Source organism: Paraburkholderia sp. PAMB 6770 (assembly GCF_057748135.1).
This window is the reverse complement of record NZ_CM173238.1, coordinates 251,635-268,161: the sequence shown is the minus strand read 5'-3', so window position 1 is coordinate 268,161 and position 16,527 is coordinate 251,635. Positions and strand designations below refer to the sequence as shown.

16 protein-coding genes are annotated in these 16,527 nt (G+C 67.9%); 6 read left to right on the top strand and 10 right to left on the bottom strand.

Annotated elements, in window-relative coordinates; translation table 11 throughout:
* Positions 1 to 36: 36 nt before the first annotated feature.
* Both gap and tkt read right to left on the bottom strand, forming a co-directional pair.
* Complete coding sequence (gene gap, locus AC3AP7_RS01355; RefSeq protein ID WP_475766341.1) at positions 37 to 1,047, bottom strand: type I glyceraldehyde-3-phosphate dehydrogenase; 1,011 nt, start codon at positions 1,045 to 1,047, stop codon at positions 37 to 39.
* Between the two features lie 78 nt (positions 1,048 to 1,125).
* Positions 1,126 to 3,147, bottom strand: a complete 2,022-nt coding sequence (tkt, locus tag AC3AP7_RS01350) for a transketolase (protein WP_475766343.1) — start codon at positions 3,145 to 3,147, stop codon at positions 1,126 to 1,128.
* Positions 3,148 to 3,425: 278 nt separating this feature from the next.
* On the opposite strand from tkt, the gene speE reads away from it, so the two are divergent.
* The 3 genes from speE (at position 3,426) to AC3AP7_RS01335 (ending at position 5,559) form a co-directional block, all read left to right on the top strand.
* Positions 3,426 to 4,295, top strand: coding sequence for a polyamine aminopropyltransferase (gene speE / locus AC3AP7_RS01345; RefSeq protein WP_475766346.1), 870 nt, complete (start codon positions 3,426 to 3,428; stop codon positions 4,293 to 4,295).
* Between the two features lie 83 nt (positions 4,296 to 4,378).
* Positions 4,379 to 4,792, top strand: a complete 414-nt coding sequence (locus AC3AP7_RS01340) for a VOC family protein (RefSeq protein WP_475766349.1) — start codon at positions 4,379 to 4,381, stop codon at positions 4,790 to 4,792.
* A gap of 26 nt (positions 4,793 to 4,818) precedes the next feature.
* Positions 4,819 to 5,559 carry a 16S rRNA (uracil(1498)-N(3))-methyltransferase gene (locus AC3AP7_RS01335; protein ID WP_475766352.1) on the top strand — a complete coding sequence of 247 codons (741 nt, stop codon included), beginning with the start codon at positions 4,819 to 4,821 and terminating at the stop codon, positions 5,557 to 5,559.
* A gap of 108 nt (positions 5,560 to 5,667) precedes the next feature.
* Here the strand turns inward: AC3AP7_RS01335 and AC3AP7_RS01330 are convergent, their stop codons facing one another.
* The 3 genes from AC3AP7_RS01330 to AC3AP7_RS01320 form a co-directional block, all read right to left on the bottom strand.
* Positions 5,668 to 6,225, bottom strand: a complete 558-nt coding sequence (locus tag AC3AP7_RS01330; protein ID WP_475766354.1) for a barstar family protein — start codon at positions 6,223 to 6,225, stop codon at positions 5,668 to 5,670.
* A gap of 16 nt (positions 6,226 to 6,241) precedes the next feature.
* Positions 6,242 to 6,655 (bottom strand): ribonuclease, encoded by a 414-nt coding sequence (locus tag AC3AP7_RS01325; RefSeq protein WP_475766357.1) that lies wholly within the window; start codon positions 6,653 to 6,655, stop codon positions 6,242 to 6,244.
* Positions 6,656 to 7,007: 352 nt separating this feature from the next.
* Positions 7,008 to 9,353, bottom strand: coding sequence for an NADP-dependent malic enzyme (locus tag AC3AP7_RS01320; RefSeq protein WP_475766359.1), 2,346 nt, complete (start codon positions 9,351 to 9,353; stop codon positions 7,008 to 7,010).
* A gap of 198 nt (positions 9,354 to 9,551) precedes the next feature.
* Between AC3AP7_RS01320 and thiL the strand changes: the two genes are divergently transcribed.
* Genes thiL through AC3AP7_RS01305 form a run of 3 tightly spaced genes read left to right on the top strand, consistent with a single transcriptional unit; the run spans position 9,552 to position 11,645 of the window.
* A complete protein-coding gene (thiL, locus tag AC3AP7_RS01315) occupies positions 9,552 to 10,547 on the top strand; it encodes a thiamine-phosphate kinase (protein WP_475766361.1) in 996 nt (331 codons plus the stop codon).
* Positions 10,537 to 11,118 (top strand): phosphatidylglycerophosphatase A family protein, encoded by a 582-nt coding sequence (locus AC3AP7_RS01310; RefSeq protein WP_475766363.1) that lies wholly within the window; start codon positions 10,537 to 10,539, stop codon positions 11,116 to 11,118. The genes thiL and AC3AP7_RS01310 overlap by 11 nt, the downstream gene beginning before the upstream one ends.
* Before the next feature lie 26 nt (positions 11,119 to 11,144).
* Positions 11,145 to 11,645: a CinA family protein gene (locus tag AC3AP7_RS01305; protein WP_475766365.1), complete on the top strand. Its 501-nt coding sequence runs from the start codon at positions 11,145 to 11,147 to the stop codon at positions 11,643 to 11,645.
* Between the two features lie 21 nt (positions 11,646 to 11,666).
* Here AC3AP7_RS01305 and pyrF read toward each other — a convergent pair whose 3' ends face one another.
* The 5 genes from pyrF to araH all read right to left on the bottom strand — a co-directional run bounded on the left by pyrF (position 11,667) and on the right by araH (position 16,493).
* Positions 11,667 to 12,482: an orotidine-5'-phosphate decarboxylase gene (pyrF, locus tag AC3AP7_RS01300; RefSeq protein WP_475766368.1), complete on the bottom strand. Its 816-nt coding sequence runs from the start codon at positions 12,480 to 12,482 to the stop codon at positions 11,667 to 11,669.
* A gap of 74 nt (positions 12,483 to 12,556) precedes the next feature.
* Complete coding sequence (locus AC3AP7_RS01295) at positions 12,557 to 13,615, bottom strand: aldose 1-epimerase (protein ID WP_475766371.1); 1,059 nt, start codon at positions 13,613 to 13,615, stop codon at positions 12,557 to 12,559.
* 141 nt (positions 13,616 to 13,756) lie between these two features.
* Entirely contained in the window at positions 13,757 to 14,644 is an 888-nt protein-coding gene (locus tag AC3AP7_RS01290; RefSeq protein ID WP_475766374.1) for an SMP-30/gluconolactonase/LRE family protein, read from the bottom strand.
* Positions 14,641 to 15,441 (bottom strand): SDR family NAD(P)-dependent oxidoreductase, encoded by an 801-nt coding sequence (locus AC3AP7_RS01285; protein WP_475766376.1) that lies wholly within the window; start codon positions 15,439 to 15,441, stop codon positions 14,641 to 14,643. The genes AC3AP7_RS01290 and AC3AP7_RS01285 overlap by 4 nt, the downstream gene beginning before the upstream one ends.
* A gap of 35 nt (positions 15,442 to 15,476) precedes the next feature.
* Positions 15,477 to 16,493, bottom strand: coding sequence for an L-arabinose ABC transporter permease AraH (gene araH / locus AC3AP7_RS01280; protein ID WP_475766380.1), 1,017 nt, complete (start codon positions 16,491 to 16,493; stop codon positions 15,477 to 15,479).
* Positions 16,494 to 16,527 lie beyond the last annotated feature (34 nt).

Sequence of the window (16,527 nt, the reverse complement as noted above, 5' to 3'; positions counted from 1 at the left end):
TTCACGCAACGCTCACGCCGCGTTCACAGCGCGCCATTACTTCGCGTGCGCGAGCGCGACCGCGGTATCCAGCATGCGGTTCGAGAAACCCCACTCGTTGTCGTACCAGCTCGACACCTTCACGAGACGACCCGATACCTTCGTCAGCGTGGCATCGAACGTCGACGAAGCCGGATTGTGGTTAAAGTCGATCGACACCAGCGGCGCCTTGTTATAGCCGAGAATGCCCTTCAGCTCGCCTTCGGACGCTTCCTTCATGATCGCGTTCACTTCCTCGACCGTCGTGTCGCGCTTCGCGATGAACGACAGATCGACAATCGACACGTTGATGGTCGGCACGCGGATCGCGTAGCCGTCCAGCTTGCCGTTCAGCTCCGGCAGCACGAGGCCGACGGCCGCAGCCGCGCCGGTCTTCGTGGGGATCTGGCTGTGCGTGGCCGAGCGCGCGCGGCGCAGGTCTTCGTGATAGACGTCGGTCAGCACCTGGTCGTTGGTGTACGCGTGGATCGTGGTCATCAGGCCGGTTTCGACGCCGATGCGGTCGTTCAGCGGCTTGACGAGCGGCGCGAGGCAGTTCGTCGTGCACGATGCGTTCGAGATCACCGTGTGCTCGGCCTTCAGCGTGTTGTGGTTCACGCCGTAGACGATCGTTGCGTCGACATCCTTGCCGCCCGGCGCCGAGATGATCACCTTCTTCGCGCCGCCCTTCAGATGCGCGCTCGCCTTTTCCTTGGTCGTGAAGAAGCCCGTGCATTCCATCACGACGTCGACGCCCAGTTCGCCCCACGGCAGCTCGGCCGGGTTGCGGTTGGCCAGCACGCGAATGCGGTCGCCGTTCACGACGAGGTACTCGCCGTCGACCGACACGTCGCCCGGGAAGCGGCCATGCGCGGTGTCGTACTGGGTCAGGTGGGCGTTCGTGTTGGCGTCGCCGAGGTCGTTGATCGCCACGATCTCGAGGTCGTGCTTCTTGCCGTTTTCATAGAAGGCACGCAGCGTGTTGCGGCCGATCCGGCCATAGCCGTTGATTGCGACGCGAATCGTCATGGTCTTTCTCCTGATGGCTAAAAAATGCGTTGTAGTGCGGACGACGGCCGCCGCCGCGCGGCGGCAGCCATGCGCCGGTCAGCCGAGCGCGGCCTTTGCCGCCTCGACGACGTGCTCGACCGTGAAGCCGAAGTGCTTGAACAGCACGCCCGCCGGGGCCGATTCGCCGAACGTGTCGATCCCGACCACGCGGCCTTCGAGGCCCACGTACTTGCGCCAGAAATCGGTGACGCCCGCTTCGATCGCGACGCGGCGCACGCCGTGCGGCAGCACGCGCTCGCGGTAATCGGCGTCCTGCTGGTCGAACACGGTGGTCGACGGCATCGACACGACGCGTGCGGCGATTCCCTCGCGCGCGAGCGGCTCGACCGCCTTCAGCGCGAGCTCCACTTCCGAGCCGGTCGCGATCAGGATGACCTTGCGCGCGACGATTTCGTCGTTCCAGTCGCGCAGCACGTAGCCGCCCTTCGCGATGCTGGCGATCTGCGCGTCGGTACGCGGCGAGAACGGCAGGTTCTGGCGGCTGAACACGAGGCACGACGGGCCGTGATGCGCGACCGCCTCGGTCCAGCAGACCGCGGTCTCGACCGTATCGGCCGGGCGCCAGACCTGCAGGTGCGGAATCAGGCGCAGGCACGCGAGGTGCTCGACCGACTGGTGCGTCGGGCCGTCTTCGCCGAGACCGATCGAATCGTGCGTGAACACGAAGATCGACGGCGCTTTCATCAGCGCGGCCACGCGCAGCGCGTTGCGGCTGTAGTCCGAGAACGTGAGGAACGTGCCGCCGAACGCCTTGAAGCCGCCATGCAGCGCCACGCCGTTGATCGCCGCGCTCATGCCGAACTCGCGCACGCCGTAGTTCACGTAGTTGCCGGCGGCGCGCCCTTCGGCGTTCACGCGCACGGGCTTCGCGGCCTTCCAGTTCGTGAGGTTCGAGCCGGTCAGATCGGCCGAGCCGCCGAGCAGCTCGGGCAGCACCGCCGACAGCGCCTCGATCGTCTGCTGCGACGCCTTGCGGGTCGCGACGGTTTCGCCGCGCCCGTTCGCCGCCGCCACGATCGCCTCGGCCTGCTGCGCCCAGTCGGCCGGCAGCGCCTTCTGCATGCGGCGGCGGAATTCGGCGGCTTCCTGCGGATACTTCGCCGCATACGCGTCGAACGCACCGTTCCATTCGGCTTCGACGCGCGCGCCCGCTTCCTTCGCATCCCACGCGGCATAGACTTCCGGCGGGATCACGAACGGCGGCCAGTTCCAGCCGATCGCCACGCGCGTGGCGGCGACTTCCTTCTCGCCGAGCGCAGCGCCGTGCGAATCGTGCGAGCCGGCCTTGTTCGGCGAACCCTCGCCGATCACGGTCTTGCAGCAGATCAGCGTCGGGCGGTCCGACTGCTGCGCCGCGCGGATGGCCGCGTCGACCGCGTCGACGTCGTGGCCGTTCACGTGCGGAATCACGTTCCAGCCATACGCCTCGAAGCGCTTCGGCGTGTCGTCGTGGAACCAGTGGACGACCTCGCCGTCGATCGAGATGCCGTTGTCGTCATAGAACGCGATCAGCTTGTTCAGCTTCAGCACCCCGGCGAGCGAACAGGCCTCGTGCGAAATCCCTTCCATCAGGCAGCCGTCGCCGAGGAACACATACGTGTGGTGATCGACGATCTTCGCATCCGGCTTGTTGAACTCGGTGGCGAGCAGCGACTCGGCGAGCGCCATGCCGACCGCGTTCGCGATACCCTGGCCGAGCGGGCCGGTGGTGGTCTCGACGCCCGGCGTGCTCCCGTATTCCGGGTGTCCCGGCGTCTTCGAATGCAGCTGGCGGAAGTGCTTGAGCTCTTCCATCGGCAAGTCGTAGCCGGTCAGATGCAGCAGCGCGTAAAGCAGCATCGAGCCATGGCCGTTCGACAGCACGAAGCGGTCGCGGTCGAACCATTGCGGATTCTTCGGGTTGTGGCGCAGATGGCGCGACCACAGCGCGACGCCGATTTCGGCCATGCCCATCGGCATGCCGGGGTGGCCGGAATTCGCCTGTTGAACAGCATCCATCGCGAGGGCGCGGATCGCGTTGGCCATCAGGGAGGAGGGGGCGGAAGACGGGGTCGTCATGTCGAGTCCGGAGAACGAGTCCAAAAAGCGGGGCGCTGGCGGCGGGTCCGGAAGCTCGGCAGCCAGTCTGCTGCGGCGCGCGGTGCGGCGCCGGGAGACGCGAATCGGGCTGAGCAAACGGACAACGTTGCGAAGCACCATATTCTAGCAGATGGTGTCGGCGTACCCCGCTCGGCGCGGGTCGACGCCCCCGGCGGCCGCGCGGCGCGCCAATCCGCGCGGCATCGCCCCTATAATCGGACCATCGTCCCCTTGCGCGCGCCCGCGTTCCCGCCCCCGTGACCGCTCCGCTGCTGTTCCAGCCGACGCCGTACGCGCTGTACGGATTCCCGAATGCCCGCTGCCTCGCGCGCGTCGAGTCCGCGCATCAGTTGATCGAGGTCTGGGATACGCCGCAGCTCGGGCGGCTTTTCACGCTCGATGGCCGCCCGATGACGTCGGTTGGCGACGAGTTCATCTATCACGAATGCATGGTGCATCCCAACGCGCTCGCCCACCCGGCGCCGCGCGCGGCGCTGGTGCTGGGCGGCGGCGACGGCGGCGCGGCGCGCCAGCTGCTCAGGCACGCGCAGATCGAACGGATCGTGGTGGCGGAACTGGACCCCGAGGTGGTGCGTCTCACGCGCGAGTACCTGCCGCAGGTGCACGGCGGCGCGTTCGACGACCCGCGTGTCGAGCTGGTACTGGGCGATGCGGCGGACTACGTCGCCGCATGCCGCGCGCAGTTCGACCTGGTCGTGTTCGACCTGACGCCGCCGGACTCGCCGGCGGCCGGCCTGTACACCGCACCGTTCTTCCGCGGCCTGAAGCGCGTGATGACGCGCGATGCCGCCGTCTCGCTGCATCTGGGCTCGCCGTTTTTCCACGCGGCGCGCGCTGCCGCGCTGCTGGAGGGTCTGCGCGCGGCGTTCGCGGTGGTGCGCACGATGAACGCGTTCGTGCCGCTCTACGGCTCGCTGTGGCTGATGGCCTGCGCGAGCGACACGCTCGACGCGGCGGCGCTCACGCCCGCCGACGTCGACGCGCGGCTCGCCGCCCGGGGGATCGCCGACCTGATCGGGTACGACGGCGACGCGCAGGCCGGACTCTTTAGCGCATCGCGCGCCGTGCGCGATAAACTCAGTCCATTCCTGAAGCCGCCCCGGTAGGCCGCGCGCGAGGGTGGGACCGCTGCTGCGGCTGCCCCTCGACGCACCCGTTCCGCCGTGCCGCCCCTGCCCCGGAGATCCCGATGACTGCGTTTCGCCCGCCTGGCGTCCCCTGGTTGACCCCGTATCTGACGGTGCGCGACGCGCGCGCCACCATTGCTTTTTTCGAGGCCGCCTTCGGATTCGAGGTGCGCGACAGCGTGCACGACGAGGGCGTCGTCATGCACGTCGAAATGCTGTACCGGGGCGAGCTGATCGTGATGTTCGCGCCGGAAGGCGCATTCGGCTCGACCGCGAAAACCCCGCGCAGCGCCGGCGCGATCGCGCCGCAGTCGTTCTATCTGTACGTCGACGACGTCGATGCGGTGTATGCGCGCGCGCTGGCCGCGGGCGCGAAATCGCTGAGCGAGCCGCAGGACCAGTTCTGGGGCGACCGCTTCGCGCAGATCGAAGATCTCGACGGCTACCGCTGGGCGCTCGCCCGCCATCTTTCCTGAATTCACGCGCCGGGAGTCGCTGTTTCATGCCTCGTTTTTTTATCGACGCGTCGCTGCGTCCGGAGGACGTCATCGCGCTGCCCGACGACGTCCTCCGCCACGTTCAGGTGTTGCGTCTGAAGGCCGGCGATTCGCTCGCGCTATTCAACGGAGAAGGCGGCGAATACCGCGCCGAACTGGTTTCGCTCGAACGGCGCAGCGGCACGGCGAAGATTGGCGCCTTCCACGCGCTCGACGCGGAGCCGCCCTATCGGCTCACGCTCGCGCAAGGCGTCGCCGGCGGCGACAAGATGGACTGGCTGGTCGAAAAGGCCGTGGAGCTCGGCGCGACGGCCGTGGTGCCGCTCACGACCGCGCGCGGCGTCGTGCGGCTGTCCGGCGAGCGCGCGCAGCGCCGCCATCAGCATTGGGAAGGCATCGTGCGGGCCGCGTGCGAGCAGTGCGGACGCAACCGGCTGCCGCACGTGGCGCCGGTCGGCGAAATCGGCGCGTGGCTCGACGCGCTGTCACCCGCGCCGCCCGAAGACGGGTTGCGGCTGTTGCTGTCGCCGCGCGCGAGCATCCGCTTTGCGGCGCTTCCGACGGAGCCGCCGCGCGGCGGCGTCACGCTGCTGATCGGCCCGGAGGGCGGCTTGTCCGCGGACGAAGAGGCCGCGGCCGTCGCGCGCGGCTTCACGGCGGTCGCGCTCGGTCCCCGTGTGCTGCGCACGGAAACCGCGGGCATCGCGATGCTCGCCGCGCTCGCCGCGCGCTGGGGAGGATGGTAGGCGCCGCCGCGCGCGATGCCGATTGCACGCCGCGCCGGCGACGAAAAAAGCCCGCCGGGTGGCGGGCTGGCTGCGAAGCGGGAAACGCCGGCGGGCTTGGCTCGCGCGTCAGGCGAACGAGTAGAACACCCGGAAGGCCACCTTGCGCTCGGCCCAGAATTCCGAGGCCTCGCGGAACACGTCGAGCAGCGTCTCGCGCCCTTCCTTGTCGAATTTCTGCGCAACCGGCAACGCTTCGAGCACGATGACGAAACCCGGCTGCGGGCCCGCCTTCGCGACGAGGTCGGTCAGGCAATCGAACAGCGCATCGTAGTTCTTGCCGAAATGCTTCGGGAACAGGAACGATGTCGCGATCGTTTCCATGACCTCCTGCTTCGACTGCGCATTCGCGCAATGGGCATACAGAAAATGCTGGCCAAGCTGGCTGGCTTCGTCGGCGAGATCCTGCACGCGAAATGCGCGGATCGACTGGACGATGTTCGGTCGTACGGTCTGAAATAGCCCCATAGGCCCCTCGTTCGATGAAAGCACACAGGGAGCGCCCGGCTCGTCCCGCGCGCCGCTTGCATCGCGCATCTGCATGACGCGCTGGAACAGATTGCCGTTGCCGGCCGCGAGCAGATCCGTCGCGACTCCGGAGTCGTGCGCGTAGATGTTGTCGCCCATGCCGTTCATCCCGATGTCATTCAACAATACGATTAAAACTGCGGTAGTGGTCGTCCGAGTAATAGCAATTGTCCGTGCGCCTGAGCGGCCCCCCGCAGACGATGCGCCGCGCGCCGCGCGTCCGCGCGCGGGGGGTGGACACGGTGTATTCGTGATAATAGCCGCGCCGGTGCGGCGGCAGCAGCCGTTCATAATTGCCGAATACGATGCCGTCCTTCCCATACGGATAAGGTCCGCCAGCGGCAATCAAGTTCAAAGTTTCGACAGCTTCACGCGGCAAGTGCGCAACCGCGACCGTGCCCGTTGCCCCACCCGCCCCGGTGCGGGGCGCGGCGTAGTCCCGCGCGTGGGCGGGGGTTGGGGCGGCACTCAAACCGCCGAAAGCCAGGGCGCCGATCAGCACGCCGTTGAGGACCCACCTGCGTGCCATGAATCAGGGTTCCCGCTCTGTTAAGTGACGAGTTTGACGACCATGAAAGATGCAAGGGTATCGCTATTGGCCGCGGGAATCAATCTTTGTTCGGCAATTGAAAGGTTAAATCGCTGCGTCGCAGCAACGCTGCGTCATCTTTACCAGATTTGACAAATTCATTAGCGCGATCAAGATAAAATTCTCCCGATGACGTCACTCCGATCCCGCACTCGGCGTGCGATCTGGATCAGGTTAGAGGGAGTACGGCATCGATTGAACCATTTTGGGCGACATTCCCCTGTTCTGCCCTAAGGCGTGCCCATTGCGGGCACGCCTTTTTTTCACTTGCGAGAGTGAAATGCGCGGCGGATCAGCGCGATGCGCTCACGTCTGCCACCAGCAGGGCCGTCATGTTGACGATGCGCCGCACCGTCGCCGACGGCGTCAGCACGTGCACCGGCTTCGCCGCGCCCAGCAGGATCGGGCCGATCGCAATGTTGTTGCCGGCGGCCGTCTTCAGCAGGTTGTATGAAATGTTGGCTGCGTCGATGTTCGGCAGCACCAGCAGGTTCGCATCGCCTTCGAGCGTGGATTCGGGCAGCACTTCGCGGCGCAGGTTGTGATCGAGCGCGACGTCGCCGTGCATTTCGCCGTCTACTTCGAGATGCGGCGCACGATCTTTCAGGATTTCGAGCACATCGCGCATCTTCTGGGCGGAAGCGGCGTTGCTGCTGCCGAAGTTCGAATGCGACAGCAGCGCGATCTTCGGCTCGATGCCGAAGCGGCGCACCTCTTCGGCAGCCATGATCGTGATTTCGGCAAGCTGCTCCGGCGTCGGATCGACGTTCACGTGCGTGTCGACGAGGAAAATCTGCCGGCCCGGCAGCACGAGGCCGTTCATCGCCGCGTAGACGCTGCAGCCTTCGCGCTTGCCGATCACCTGGTCGATGAAGTGCAGATGGCGGTGCGTCGTGCTGATCATGCCGCAGATCATCCCGTCCGCCTCGCCCTTGCTCACGAGCATCGTGCCGATCAGCGTCGTGCGGCGGCGCATTTCGAGCTTGGCCATCTGCGCGCTGATGCCCTTGCGCGCCATCAGCTTGTGATACGCCTGCCAGAAATCGCGGTAGCGTTCGTCGTGATCGGTATTGACGACCGTGTAGTCCTGACCGTTGACCAGACGCAGCCCATAGCGCGCGATGCGCTGCTCGATCACCGCCGGGCGGCCGATCAGGATCGGCTTCGCGAGCTTTTCGTCGACGATGATCTGCAGCGCGCGCAGCACGCGCTCCTCTTCGCCCTCCGCGAACACGATGCGCTTTTTCTCCGGCTCGACGCTGCGCGCGACCTGGAAGATCGGCTTCATCGTCGTGCCGCTGTGGTAGACGAACTGCTGCAGATGCTGCTCGTAGCCGTCCATATCGTCGATCGGACGCGTCGCGACGCCGCTCTCCATCGCGGCTTTCGCGACGGCCGGCGCCACCTTCACGATCAGGCGCGGATCGAACGGCTTAGGAATCAGATACTCGGGCCCGAATGACAGATCCTCGATCCCGTAGGCGGTTGCGACGATGTCGCTCTGCTCCTGGCGGGCGAGCCCGGCGATCGCGTTGACGGCGGCGATCTCCATTTCGCGCGTGACCGTCGTCGCGCCGACATCCAGCGCGCCGCGGAACAGGAACGGGAACACCAGCACGTTGTTCACCTGGTTCGGATAGTCGGTGCGGCCCGTGCAGAGCACCGCATCCGGCCGGACTTCGCGCGCGGCTTCCGGCAGAATCTCCGGGGTCGGATTGGCCAGCGCGAGAATCAGCGGCCGCTCGGCCATCCGCCTGACCATCTCCTGCTTCAGCACGCCGCCGGCCGACAGGCCGAGGAACACGTCCGCGCCGTCGATCACCTCGGCGAGCGTGCGCGCGCTCGTCTCGCGCGCGAAGCGTTCCTTGTCCGGGTCCATCAGCTCGGTGCGCCCCTGGTAGACCACGCCCGCGAGGTCGGTGACGAAGATGTTTTCCAGCGGCAGTCCGAGGTCGACCAGCAGGTCCAGACACGCGAGCGCCGCCGCGCCCGCCCCCGAGGCGACCAGCTTGACCTTCGCGATGTCCTTGCCGACCACTTTCAGGCCGTTCGTGATGGCCGCGGCGACGACGATCGCGGTGCCGTGCTGGTCGTCGTGGAACACCGGAATCTTCATGCGCTTGCGGCATTCGCGCTCGACGATGAAGCAGTCCGGCGCCTTGATGTCTTCGAGGTTGATGCCGCCGAACGTCGGTTCCAGCGCCGCGATCACGTCCACCAGCCGGTGCGGATCGGACTCGTTCAGCTCGATGTCGAACACGTCGATGCCGGCGAACTTCTTGAACAGCACCGCCTTGCCTTCCATCACCGGCTTCGACGCGAGCGGACCGATGTTGCCGAGACCCAGCACCGCGGTGCCGTTGGTCACGACCCCGACCAGGTTGCTGCGCGCGGTGAAGCGGGCGGCATTCAGCGGATTCTCGACGATCTCCTCGCACGCGAACGCGACGCCGGGCGAGTACGCCAGCGCGAGGTCGCGCTGGTTGATCATCTGTTTGGTCGGCGTGATCGCGAGCTTGCCGGGTGTCGGAAACTCGTGATAGTCGAGGGCGGCTTCGCGGAGCTTGGTATGGGCGGGATTCGACATAAGGCTGGGGCGGGCTGAGGAGGGGGAATTAGAATAACGGCTCGATTGCATTGTAGCGTCATTATCTGGCGCGATTCCCTCTATCAGGGCATATCAGTTGCGACCGAAACGGCATCGCCGGCCACGTCGCAGGCACGCGCCCGGCGATGACATCGCGGTGCATACGCTGCACAATGCGCGCTGCCTGGTGCCTTTTTCGCCCCTTTATCGCTCCTTTTTCGCCCGTTTTTCGCGACTGCCGACCCGCTCATGCTTTCCGAATTTTCCCTGATCGACCGCTTTTTCGCGCGCCGCGCCGCCGCAGGCCGCGCCCCGGCCGAAGCCGTTCTCGGCATCGGCGACGACTGCGCGCTGCTCGCGCCGCGGGCGGGCGAGGTGCTGGCCATTTCGACGGACATGCTGGTCGAAGGGCGCCACTTTCTCGCCGATGTCGACCCGTACGCGCTCGGCCACAAGGCGCTGGCGGTCAATCTGTCGGATCTGGCGGCGATGGGCGCGGCGCCGCTCGCGTTCACGCTGGCGTTTGCGCTGCCGGCCGCGCGCGAAGACTGGCTCGCCGCGTTCGCCGACGGGCTGTTCGATCTCGCGCAGCGCGCCGGTTGCGCGCTGATCGGCGGCGATACGACCGCCGGGCCGCTGAACCTGTGCCTGACCGTATTCGGCAGCGTGCCGCAGCAGCAGGCGCTGCGCCGTGACGCGGCCCAACCCGGCGACGACATCTGGATCTCCGGCACGCTCGGCGACGCGCGCGCGGGTCTGGGCGTGCGGCGCGGCGAATGGCAGGCGGCGCCGCAAGACGCTGCGGCGTTTTGCCGCGCCCTCGATCGTCCGGAGCCGCGCAATGCGCTCGGCGTCGCGCTGCGCGGCATCGCGCACGCGGCGCTCGATCTCTCCGACGGGCTCGCGGGCGACCTGCAGCACATCCTCGAACGCTCGCGCGTGCAGGCGCGCGTCGAGGTCGATGCAGTGCCGCGCTCGGCCGCCCTGCGCCGGCTGTCCCCGGAGATCCAGCAACGCTGCACGCTCGCGGGCGGCGACGATTACGAACTGTGCTTCACCGCGCCCGCCGGCGCGCGCGATGCCGTCGAGGCGGCCGGCCGCAGCGTCGCCGTGCCGCTCGCGCGGATCGGTACAATAACCTCACCCGACGCGCCGGACGCCCCGCCGGCGATCCACTGGCAGGACGGCGCCGGCCGCCCGCTCAATCTGACCTTGCACGGCTTCGACCACTTCCATGCAGACTGATTCTTCGCCCGAGCGCGCGGATGCCGCGCCGGAAGGCCCGCCGCGCGGCAGCGCCCTGCCCGGCGCGCCGGCACCGGCGCCCACGCCGCCCCGCCGCGTGAGCGTGCGCTTCATGCTGTCGCATCCGCTGCACCTGATCTCGCTCGGCTTCGGCAGCGGCCTCGCGCCGGTCGCGCCGGGCACGGTCGGCACGCTGTTCGCATGGCTGTCGTTCATCGTGCTGAACCGCTACCTGACGGTGCTCGACTGGGGCCTGCTGATCGTCGCCGGCTTTTTTGCCGGCATCGCGATCACCGGCTTCACCGCCCGGCGGCTCGGCATCGACGACCCGTCGCCGGTCGTGTGGGACGAAATCGTCGCCTTCTGGCTCGTGCTGCTGATCGTCACGCCGGTCGACTTCGCCGGTCAGGCCTGGGCGTTCGTCGTATTCCGCTTCTTCGACATGGTGAAGCCGCCGCCGATCCGCTATTTCGACCGCAGACTGAAAGGTGGCTTTGGCATCATGGTCGACGACCTCGCCGCCGCGTTTTTCACGCTGCTCGTGATCTCGCTGTGGCGGATGGCGGTCTGACCGCTCCCAGCCTTACGGACATCCGCATGCCAACCGACTCCGTCGTCCACCAGCTCGCGATCCGCGTCAGCAACCGTCTGCGCGACGAGCGCCTGATGCTCGCCACCGCCGAATCCTGCACCGGCGGCCTGGTCGCCGCCGCGATCACCGACATCTCCGGCAGCAGCGGCTGGTTCGAACGCGGCTTCGTCACGTATTCGAACCAGGCGAAGTGCGAAATGATCGGCGTGCCCGCCGACCTGATCGAGCGCCACGGCGCGGTCAGCGAGCCGGTGGCCCGCGCGATGGCCGAAGGCGCGCTGCGCAACAGCCGCGCGCAGGTCTCGCTCGCGATCACCGGCGTCGCCGGCCCGACCGGCGGCACCGAGACGAAACCGGTCGGCACCGTGTCGTTCGCGTGGAGCAACCGGCTGCATACGTCGGTGGAAACGATGGTGTTCAAGGGCGATCGCGAACGGATCCGCACGCAGGCGGCCGCCCATGCGCTGCGCGGCCTGCTCGCGCTGCTCGACGAGCGCGAGCGCTAGACGGCCCGCCCCGCGCGCCGCTCAACGGTACGCGTTGATCCGGTCGCGCGTCTGCTGCGCGGCCTGCGCGGCCGCCTCCGCAAAATCGTCGCCCTGGCCCGCATAGAGAATCGCGCGCGACGAATTGATCAGCATGCCGGTGCCCGCCGCGGTGCGGCCCGCGCTCACCGTCGCTTCGACGTCGCCGCCCTGCGCGCCGATGCCCGGAATCAGCAGCGGCATGTCGCCGACGATCGCGCGCACCGCCGCAATCTCCTTCGGAAAGGTCGCGCCGACGACGAGGCCCAGCTGGCCGCTCGCGTTCCACCGCTGCGCGGCCAGGTGCGCGACCACCTGGTACAGCGGACGCCCGGCGGTATCGAGGAATTGCAGATCCGAGCCGCCCGGATTCGACGTGCGGCACAGCACGATCACGCCCTTGTCCGGGTGCGCGAGGTACGGTTCGAGCGAATCGAAGCCCATGTACGGATTCACCGTCACCGCGTCCGCGCGATAGCGCTCGAACGCCTCGCGCGCATACTGCTCGGCCGTGCTGCCGATGTCGCCGCGCTTCGCGTCCAGAATCACCGGCAGGCCCGGATGGTTCAGATGAATATGCGCGATCAGCTGTTCGAGCTGGTCTTCCGCGCGATGCGCGGCGAAATACGCAATTTGCGGCTTGAACGACGACGCGTAAGGCGCCGTCGCGTCGACGATCCGGCGGCAGAAGTCGAAGATCGCATCGGCGCGGCCGGCGAGCGCGCCGGGAAATTTCGTGGGCTCGGGGTCGAGTCCGACGCACAGCAGCGAACCGGTGCGCTGCCACGCGTCGTCGAGCATCTGGGTAAAAGTGGGCATGGTGAGGCTCAAGGCGAGCGGATGACGAAAGTGGCGCGTATTTTACCCGTCATCGTGCGCGCGCCCGCGCCCGATCACTGGCGCCGCGCGCCCGCCGCCGTGCGCAGGCCGGTCCGCTCGACCGTGAAGCGGAACGTGCGGCGCAGCCGCTCGCCGCGCGCGAGCATCGTCATACCGTGCGAGGCGCCGCCGCCGGGCAGGTTCACCGCATTGATCGGATGATCGACCGGCTCGAAGCAGAAAAAATCTTCGTCGGGCGGCGTGTACAGCACGTAGTAGTCGGTGTCCGCCGAAACCGTCACCGACAGCCGGCGCTTCGGCCACACCACCGAAGCCTGCCCGCTCCAGCCGGTGAACGCATGATTGACCACCCCCGGCGGCAACGGATAAGCCACGCCGAACTGCCATGCCGGCGGCGCGGGCACGTGCCGCACCGGCAGCCAGTCCTCGCCCTGCAGCCACAGCCCGGCCGCCGCGGCCGACAGCTCGGTGTGCGCGTCGCGCACGAAAAACGGATGAATGCCGAGCCCGAACGGCAGCGCGTCGCGGCCGGTGTTCTCGACTTCGAGCGTGATGGCAAGCGTCGCGCCGTCGAGTGCGTAAGTCTGCGCCGCACGGTACGCGTAGGGCGCGCCGTCGCTGCGATCGAGCGTCAGCACGACGTGTTCGCGGCCGCTATCGGCGACCTGCCAGCGCGCGAGCCAGCCGTCGCCGTGGATCGGGAACGGTTCGGCCGGCCGGTTGCGCGGCACCTCGACGCGCCGCCCGCCGACGTCGAAGCAGCCGCCGCCGATCCGGTTCGAATACGGCAGCAGCGGATAGCACGCGAGTTCGTTCGGATTCGTGTCGGGCGTGACCTGCCGGCAGCGGCGCATCACCGGCACCAGCGCGCCGTCGCTGCGCCAGTCGAAACGGGTGATGCCGCCGCCCAGCGACGGCGCGACGTCGAGCCGCAATTGCGCGTTCGCCAGCGTCACGCCGGCGAGATCCGCGGCGGCCGCCTCGCCGACCGCCACGGCCGCGGTGCTCGGCCCGGCCAGCACCGGATTGGCGGCGGCCGCAAGGCGCGCGCGCCGCGTCTGCGAGGTTGGCGAGCGCTGCTGCGAAGACGAAACGAGATTGGCCACGGTCATATCAGGCTCCATCGAGAGGCAGATAACGTTGCCGTCATTGCTGACGGCCCTGGTTCGGGCGCCCTGGCTGGCCGCCTCTTTGCGTCTTCGGTATTCGACGGGCGTCCCCGCCCGCGTGCCGCCGCGCCGCGCGCACGCCGCTCAGCGCGGCCCCGGCGCCCCGCCGAACAGCGGCTCGGGCAACCCCGCAAGGCCGGGCGATGCGGCGAACACGCCGCCCGCGTGCGGATCGGCGGCGAGCGCGGCGGCATCGAGATCCGCGCGCGCGCTCGTGATGTACAGCGTATCGAGCTGCGCGCCGCCGAACGCCACGCAACTCGGCTGCGCGCTCGGCACGTCGATGCGCGCGGTCTCGACGCCATCCGGTCCGTAGCGCACCACGCGCGCGCCGCCCCACTGCGCGTTCCACAGGCCGCCGTCGCGATCGACGGCCGAGCCGTCCGGCTCGCCGGTCGCGTCGCGCAGGCGGGCAAAAAGGCGCGCGTTCGCGATCCCGCCATCCGCGCCGTAATCGCACGCGTAAATCTCGCGGGTCGGCGAGTCGCAGTAGTACATCGTCGCGCCGTCCGGGCTGAACGCGATGCTGTTCGAGATGGCCGGCGCCGGCAACGGCAGCCGTTCGAGCGACAGATCGCGGTTCAGCCGGTAGAACCCGCCTTCGGCGCACATCGGCGACCCTTCGTACTTCGTGCCGAACACGAAGCGGCCCTGCCGGTCGCACTTGCCGTCGTTCACCCGCGTGTTCATGCCGGGCTCGACCTCGACGATGGCGCGCGTCTCGCCGCTCGCGAGCTCGAAAAAGGCCAGCTGCGACGCCAGCCCGAGTAAAAGGTAGTGCGGATCGGCGCAGAGCGCAAACGTCGCGAGCCGCTCGGGCATCGTCCACGAGGTCGTGCGGCTCGCGTGCGGATCGTGGCGCCACAGCCTTGCGCCCTCGATATCGGTCCAGTACAGCTGGCCGGTGCGCGCGCACCAGAGCGCCCCCTCGCCGAGCGTGCAGCGCGTATCGACGGCGAGCGTCGCATTCATGCCCAGCCCCCGTCGACCACGATGTCCTGCGCGGTGATCATGCGGCTGTCGTCGGCGGCGAGGAACAGCGCCATCCGGGCCAGATCGGCCGGCATCAGCTCGCCGTCGATGCACTGGCCTTCCTTGATCGCGCGCCGGCCCGCGTCGTCGAGCCACAGGCGCTTCTGCTTGTCGGTCATGACCCAGCCCGGCACCAGCGTGTTCACGCGGATGTGGTAGGGTCCGAGCTCGCGCGCGAGGCCGCGCGTGAGGCCCTGGACCGCCGCTTTCGACATCACGTACACCGGATAGCCGGCATTCTTCAGCATCCAGCTGATCGAGCCGAGATTGATGATCGAGCCGCGCCGCGCCGCCTTCATGTCCTCGATCACCGCCTGCGCGGCGAAGAACTGATGGCGGATGTTCACCGCGATGCCCGCGTCGAACGACGCGGGCGTCACCTCTTCCACCGTGTGACGGCGATCGTTCGCCGCGTTGTTGACCAGCACGCCGACCGGTCCGAGCGCGCCCTTCACGTCGGCGACGGCGTTCTTCAGCGCGTCGACGTCGGTCAGATCGCAGGGCAGGAACAGCGGCTTGTGACGCGCGTCGCCGAGCGCATCGGCAAGCGCGTCGCCCGCGCTCGCGTCGAGATCGAAGAACGCGACGCGCGCGCCCTGCGCGGCGAAATGCTCGACGAACGCGGCGCCGATGCCGGTCGCACCGCCTGTGACCAGCACCGTGCGGTCGAGCAGGCTCGGGTAGCGCGCGTACACGGTGTCCGCCGCGCTGGCGTGGGGTTGAGCAGGAGACGACATCGTTCGGGTCCTTGTTCCGGTTGGGGTCAGGCGCGTCAGTCGCGCGCGCCGCGGTTCTTCAGCTGGTCGAGCAGCACCGCCGCGAGCAGGATCGCACCGCGCACGAGGTACTGGTAGAACGCGTCGATGTTCAGCAGGTTCATCACGTTCTCGACCGTACCCATGATCAGCACGCCGATCACGACGCCGGAGATCGTCGCGCGCCCGCCGAGCAGCGACACGCCGCCCAGCACGCACGCGGAGATCACGTTCAGCTCGAAGCCTTCGGCAGCGTTCGGCTGACCGGACGTGATGCGCGACGCGAGGATCACCCCCGCGAGCGCGGTGACCGCGCCCTGGATCAGGAAAATATAGACCCGCGTGCGCTCCACGTTGATCCCGGCAAGCCGCGACGCTTCGGGATTGCCGCCGATCGCAAGCGTGTTGCGGCCATACACGGTCTGGTTGAGCAGCACGCCGAACACGATGAAGCAGGCAAGCGTCACCCAGATCGGCAGCGACACGCCAAACATCGACAGATTGCCGAGCGCGATGAACGTATCGGACGACACGCCGACCGCCTGCCCGTGCGACACGATGAAGCCGAGGCCGCGGACGATCTCCATCGTCGCGAGCGTCGTGATCAGCGCGTTGATGCGCAGATAGGCGATCACCGCGCCGTTGACGAAACCGATCGCCGCGCCGGCGGCGACCGCCGCGATCATCGCGATCACGGTGCTGTTGGTCGCGTTGAGCACCATCGCGCACAGCACGCCCGCGAAGGCCACCGTCGAGCCGACCGACAGGTCGAAGTCGCGCGACGCGAGACAGAACATCATCGTGCACGCGACCATACCGATCTGCGACACGGACAGCGCGAGGCCGAGCATGTTCTCGAGCGAGAAGAAATGATCGACCGTCAGCGACATCACGATGAACATCGCCACGAAGATCACGATGAGGCTGTACTCGGTGACGTGCTGCCACCACTTCTGCTTCGCGGTGTCCTGCGGCATCAGCGCATCGGCGACGGGATTCACGCCCGGCTGCGCAAGGTTTTCTCTGGCTTGCATTTCAATACTCCTCCCGTTTGCGTCACGGGCTGAC

Bases quoted from the DNA above. Each gene is read 5' to 3' on its own strand.
- AC3AP7_RS01305 (WP_475766365.1), top strand. From the start codon at position 11,145: ATGCCAACCGACTCCGTCGTCCACCAGCTCGCGATCCGCGTCAGCAAC.
- AC3AP7_RS01310 (WP_475766363.1), top strand. From the start codon at position 10,537: ATGCAGACTGATTCTTCGCCCGAGCGCGCGGATGCCGCGCCGGAAGGC.
- AC3AP7_RS01295 (WP_475766371.1), bottom strand. From the start codon at position 13,615: ATGACCGTGGCCAATCTCGTTTCGTCTTCGCAGCAGCGCTCGCCAACC.
- gap (WP_475766341.1), bottom strand. From the start codon at position 1,047: ATGACGATTCGCGTCGCAATCAACGGCTATGGCCGGATCGGCCGCAAC.
- AC3AP7_RS01340 (WP_475766349.1), top strand. From the start codon at position 4,379: ATGACTGCGTTTCGCCCGCCTGGCGTCCCCTGGTTGACCCCGTATCTG.
- AC3AP7_RS01325 (WP_475766357.1), bottom strand. From the start codon at position 6,655: ATGGCACGCAGGTGGGTCCTCAACGGCGTGCTGATCGGCGCCCTGGCT.
- thiL (WP_475766361.1), top strand. From the start codon at position 9,552: ATGCTTTCCGAATTTTCCCTGATCGACCGCTTTTTCGCGCGCCGCGCC.
- AC3AP7_RS01285 (WP_475766376.1), bottom strand. From the start codon at position 15,441: ATGTCGTCTCCTGCTCAACCCCACGCCAGCGCGGCGGACACCGTGTAC.
- AC3AP7_RS01335 (WP_475766352.1), top strand. From the start codon at position 4,819: ATGCCTCGTTTTTTTATCGACGCGTCGCTGCGTCCGGAGGACGTCATC.
- tkt (WP_475766343.1), bottom strand. From the start codon at position 3,147: ATGACGACCCCGTCTTCCGCCCCCTCCTCCCTGATGGCCAACGCGATC.
- AC3AP7_RS01320 (WP_475766359.1), bottom strand. From the start codon at position 9,353: ATGCAATCGAGCCGTTATTCTAATTCCCCCTCCTCAGCCCGCCCCAGC.
- pyrF (WP_475766368.1), bottom strand. From the start codon at position 12,482: ATGCCCACTTTTACCCAGATGCTCGACGACGCGTGGCAGCGCACCGGT.
- araH (WP_475766380.1), bottom strand. From the start codon at position 16,493: ATGCAAGCCAGAGAAAACCTTGCGCAGCCGGGCGTGAATCCCGTCGCC.
- AC3AP7_RS01330 (WP_475766354.1), bottom strand. From the start codon at position 6,225: ATGGGCGACAACATCTACGCGCACGACTCCGGAGTCGCGACGGATCTG.
- AC3AP7_RS01290 (WP_475766374.1), bottom strand. From the start codon at position 14,644: ATGAATGCGACGCTCGCCGTCGATACGCGCTGCACGCTCGGCGAGGGG.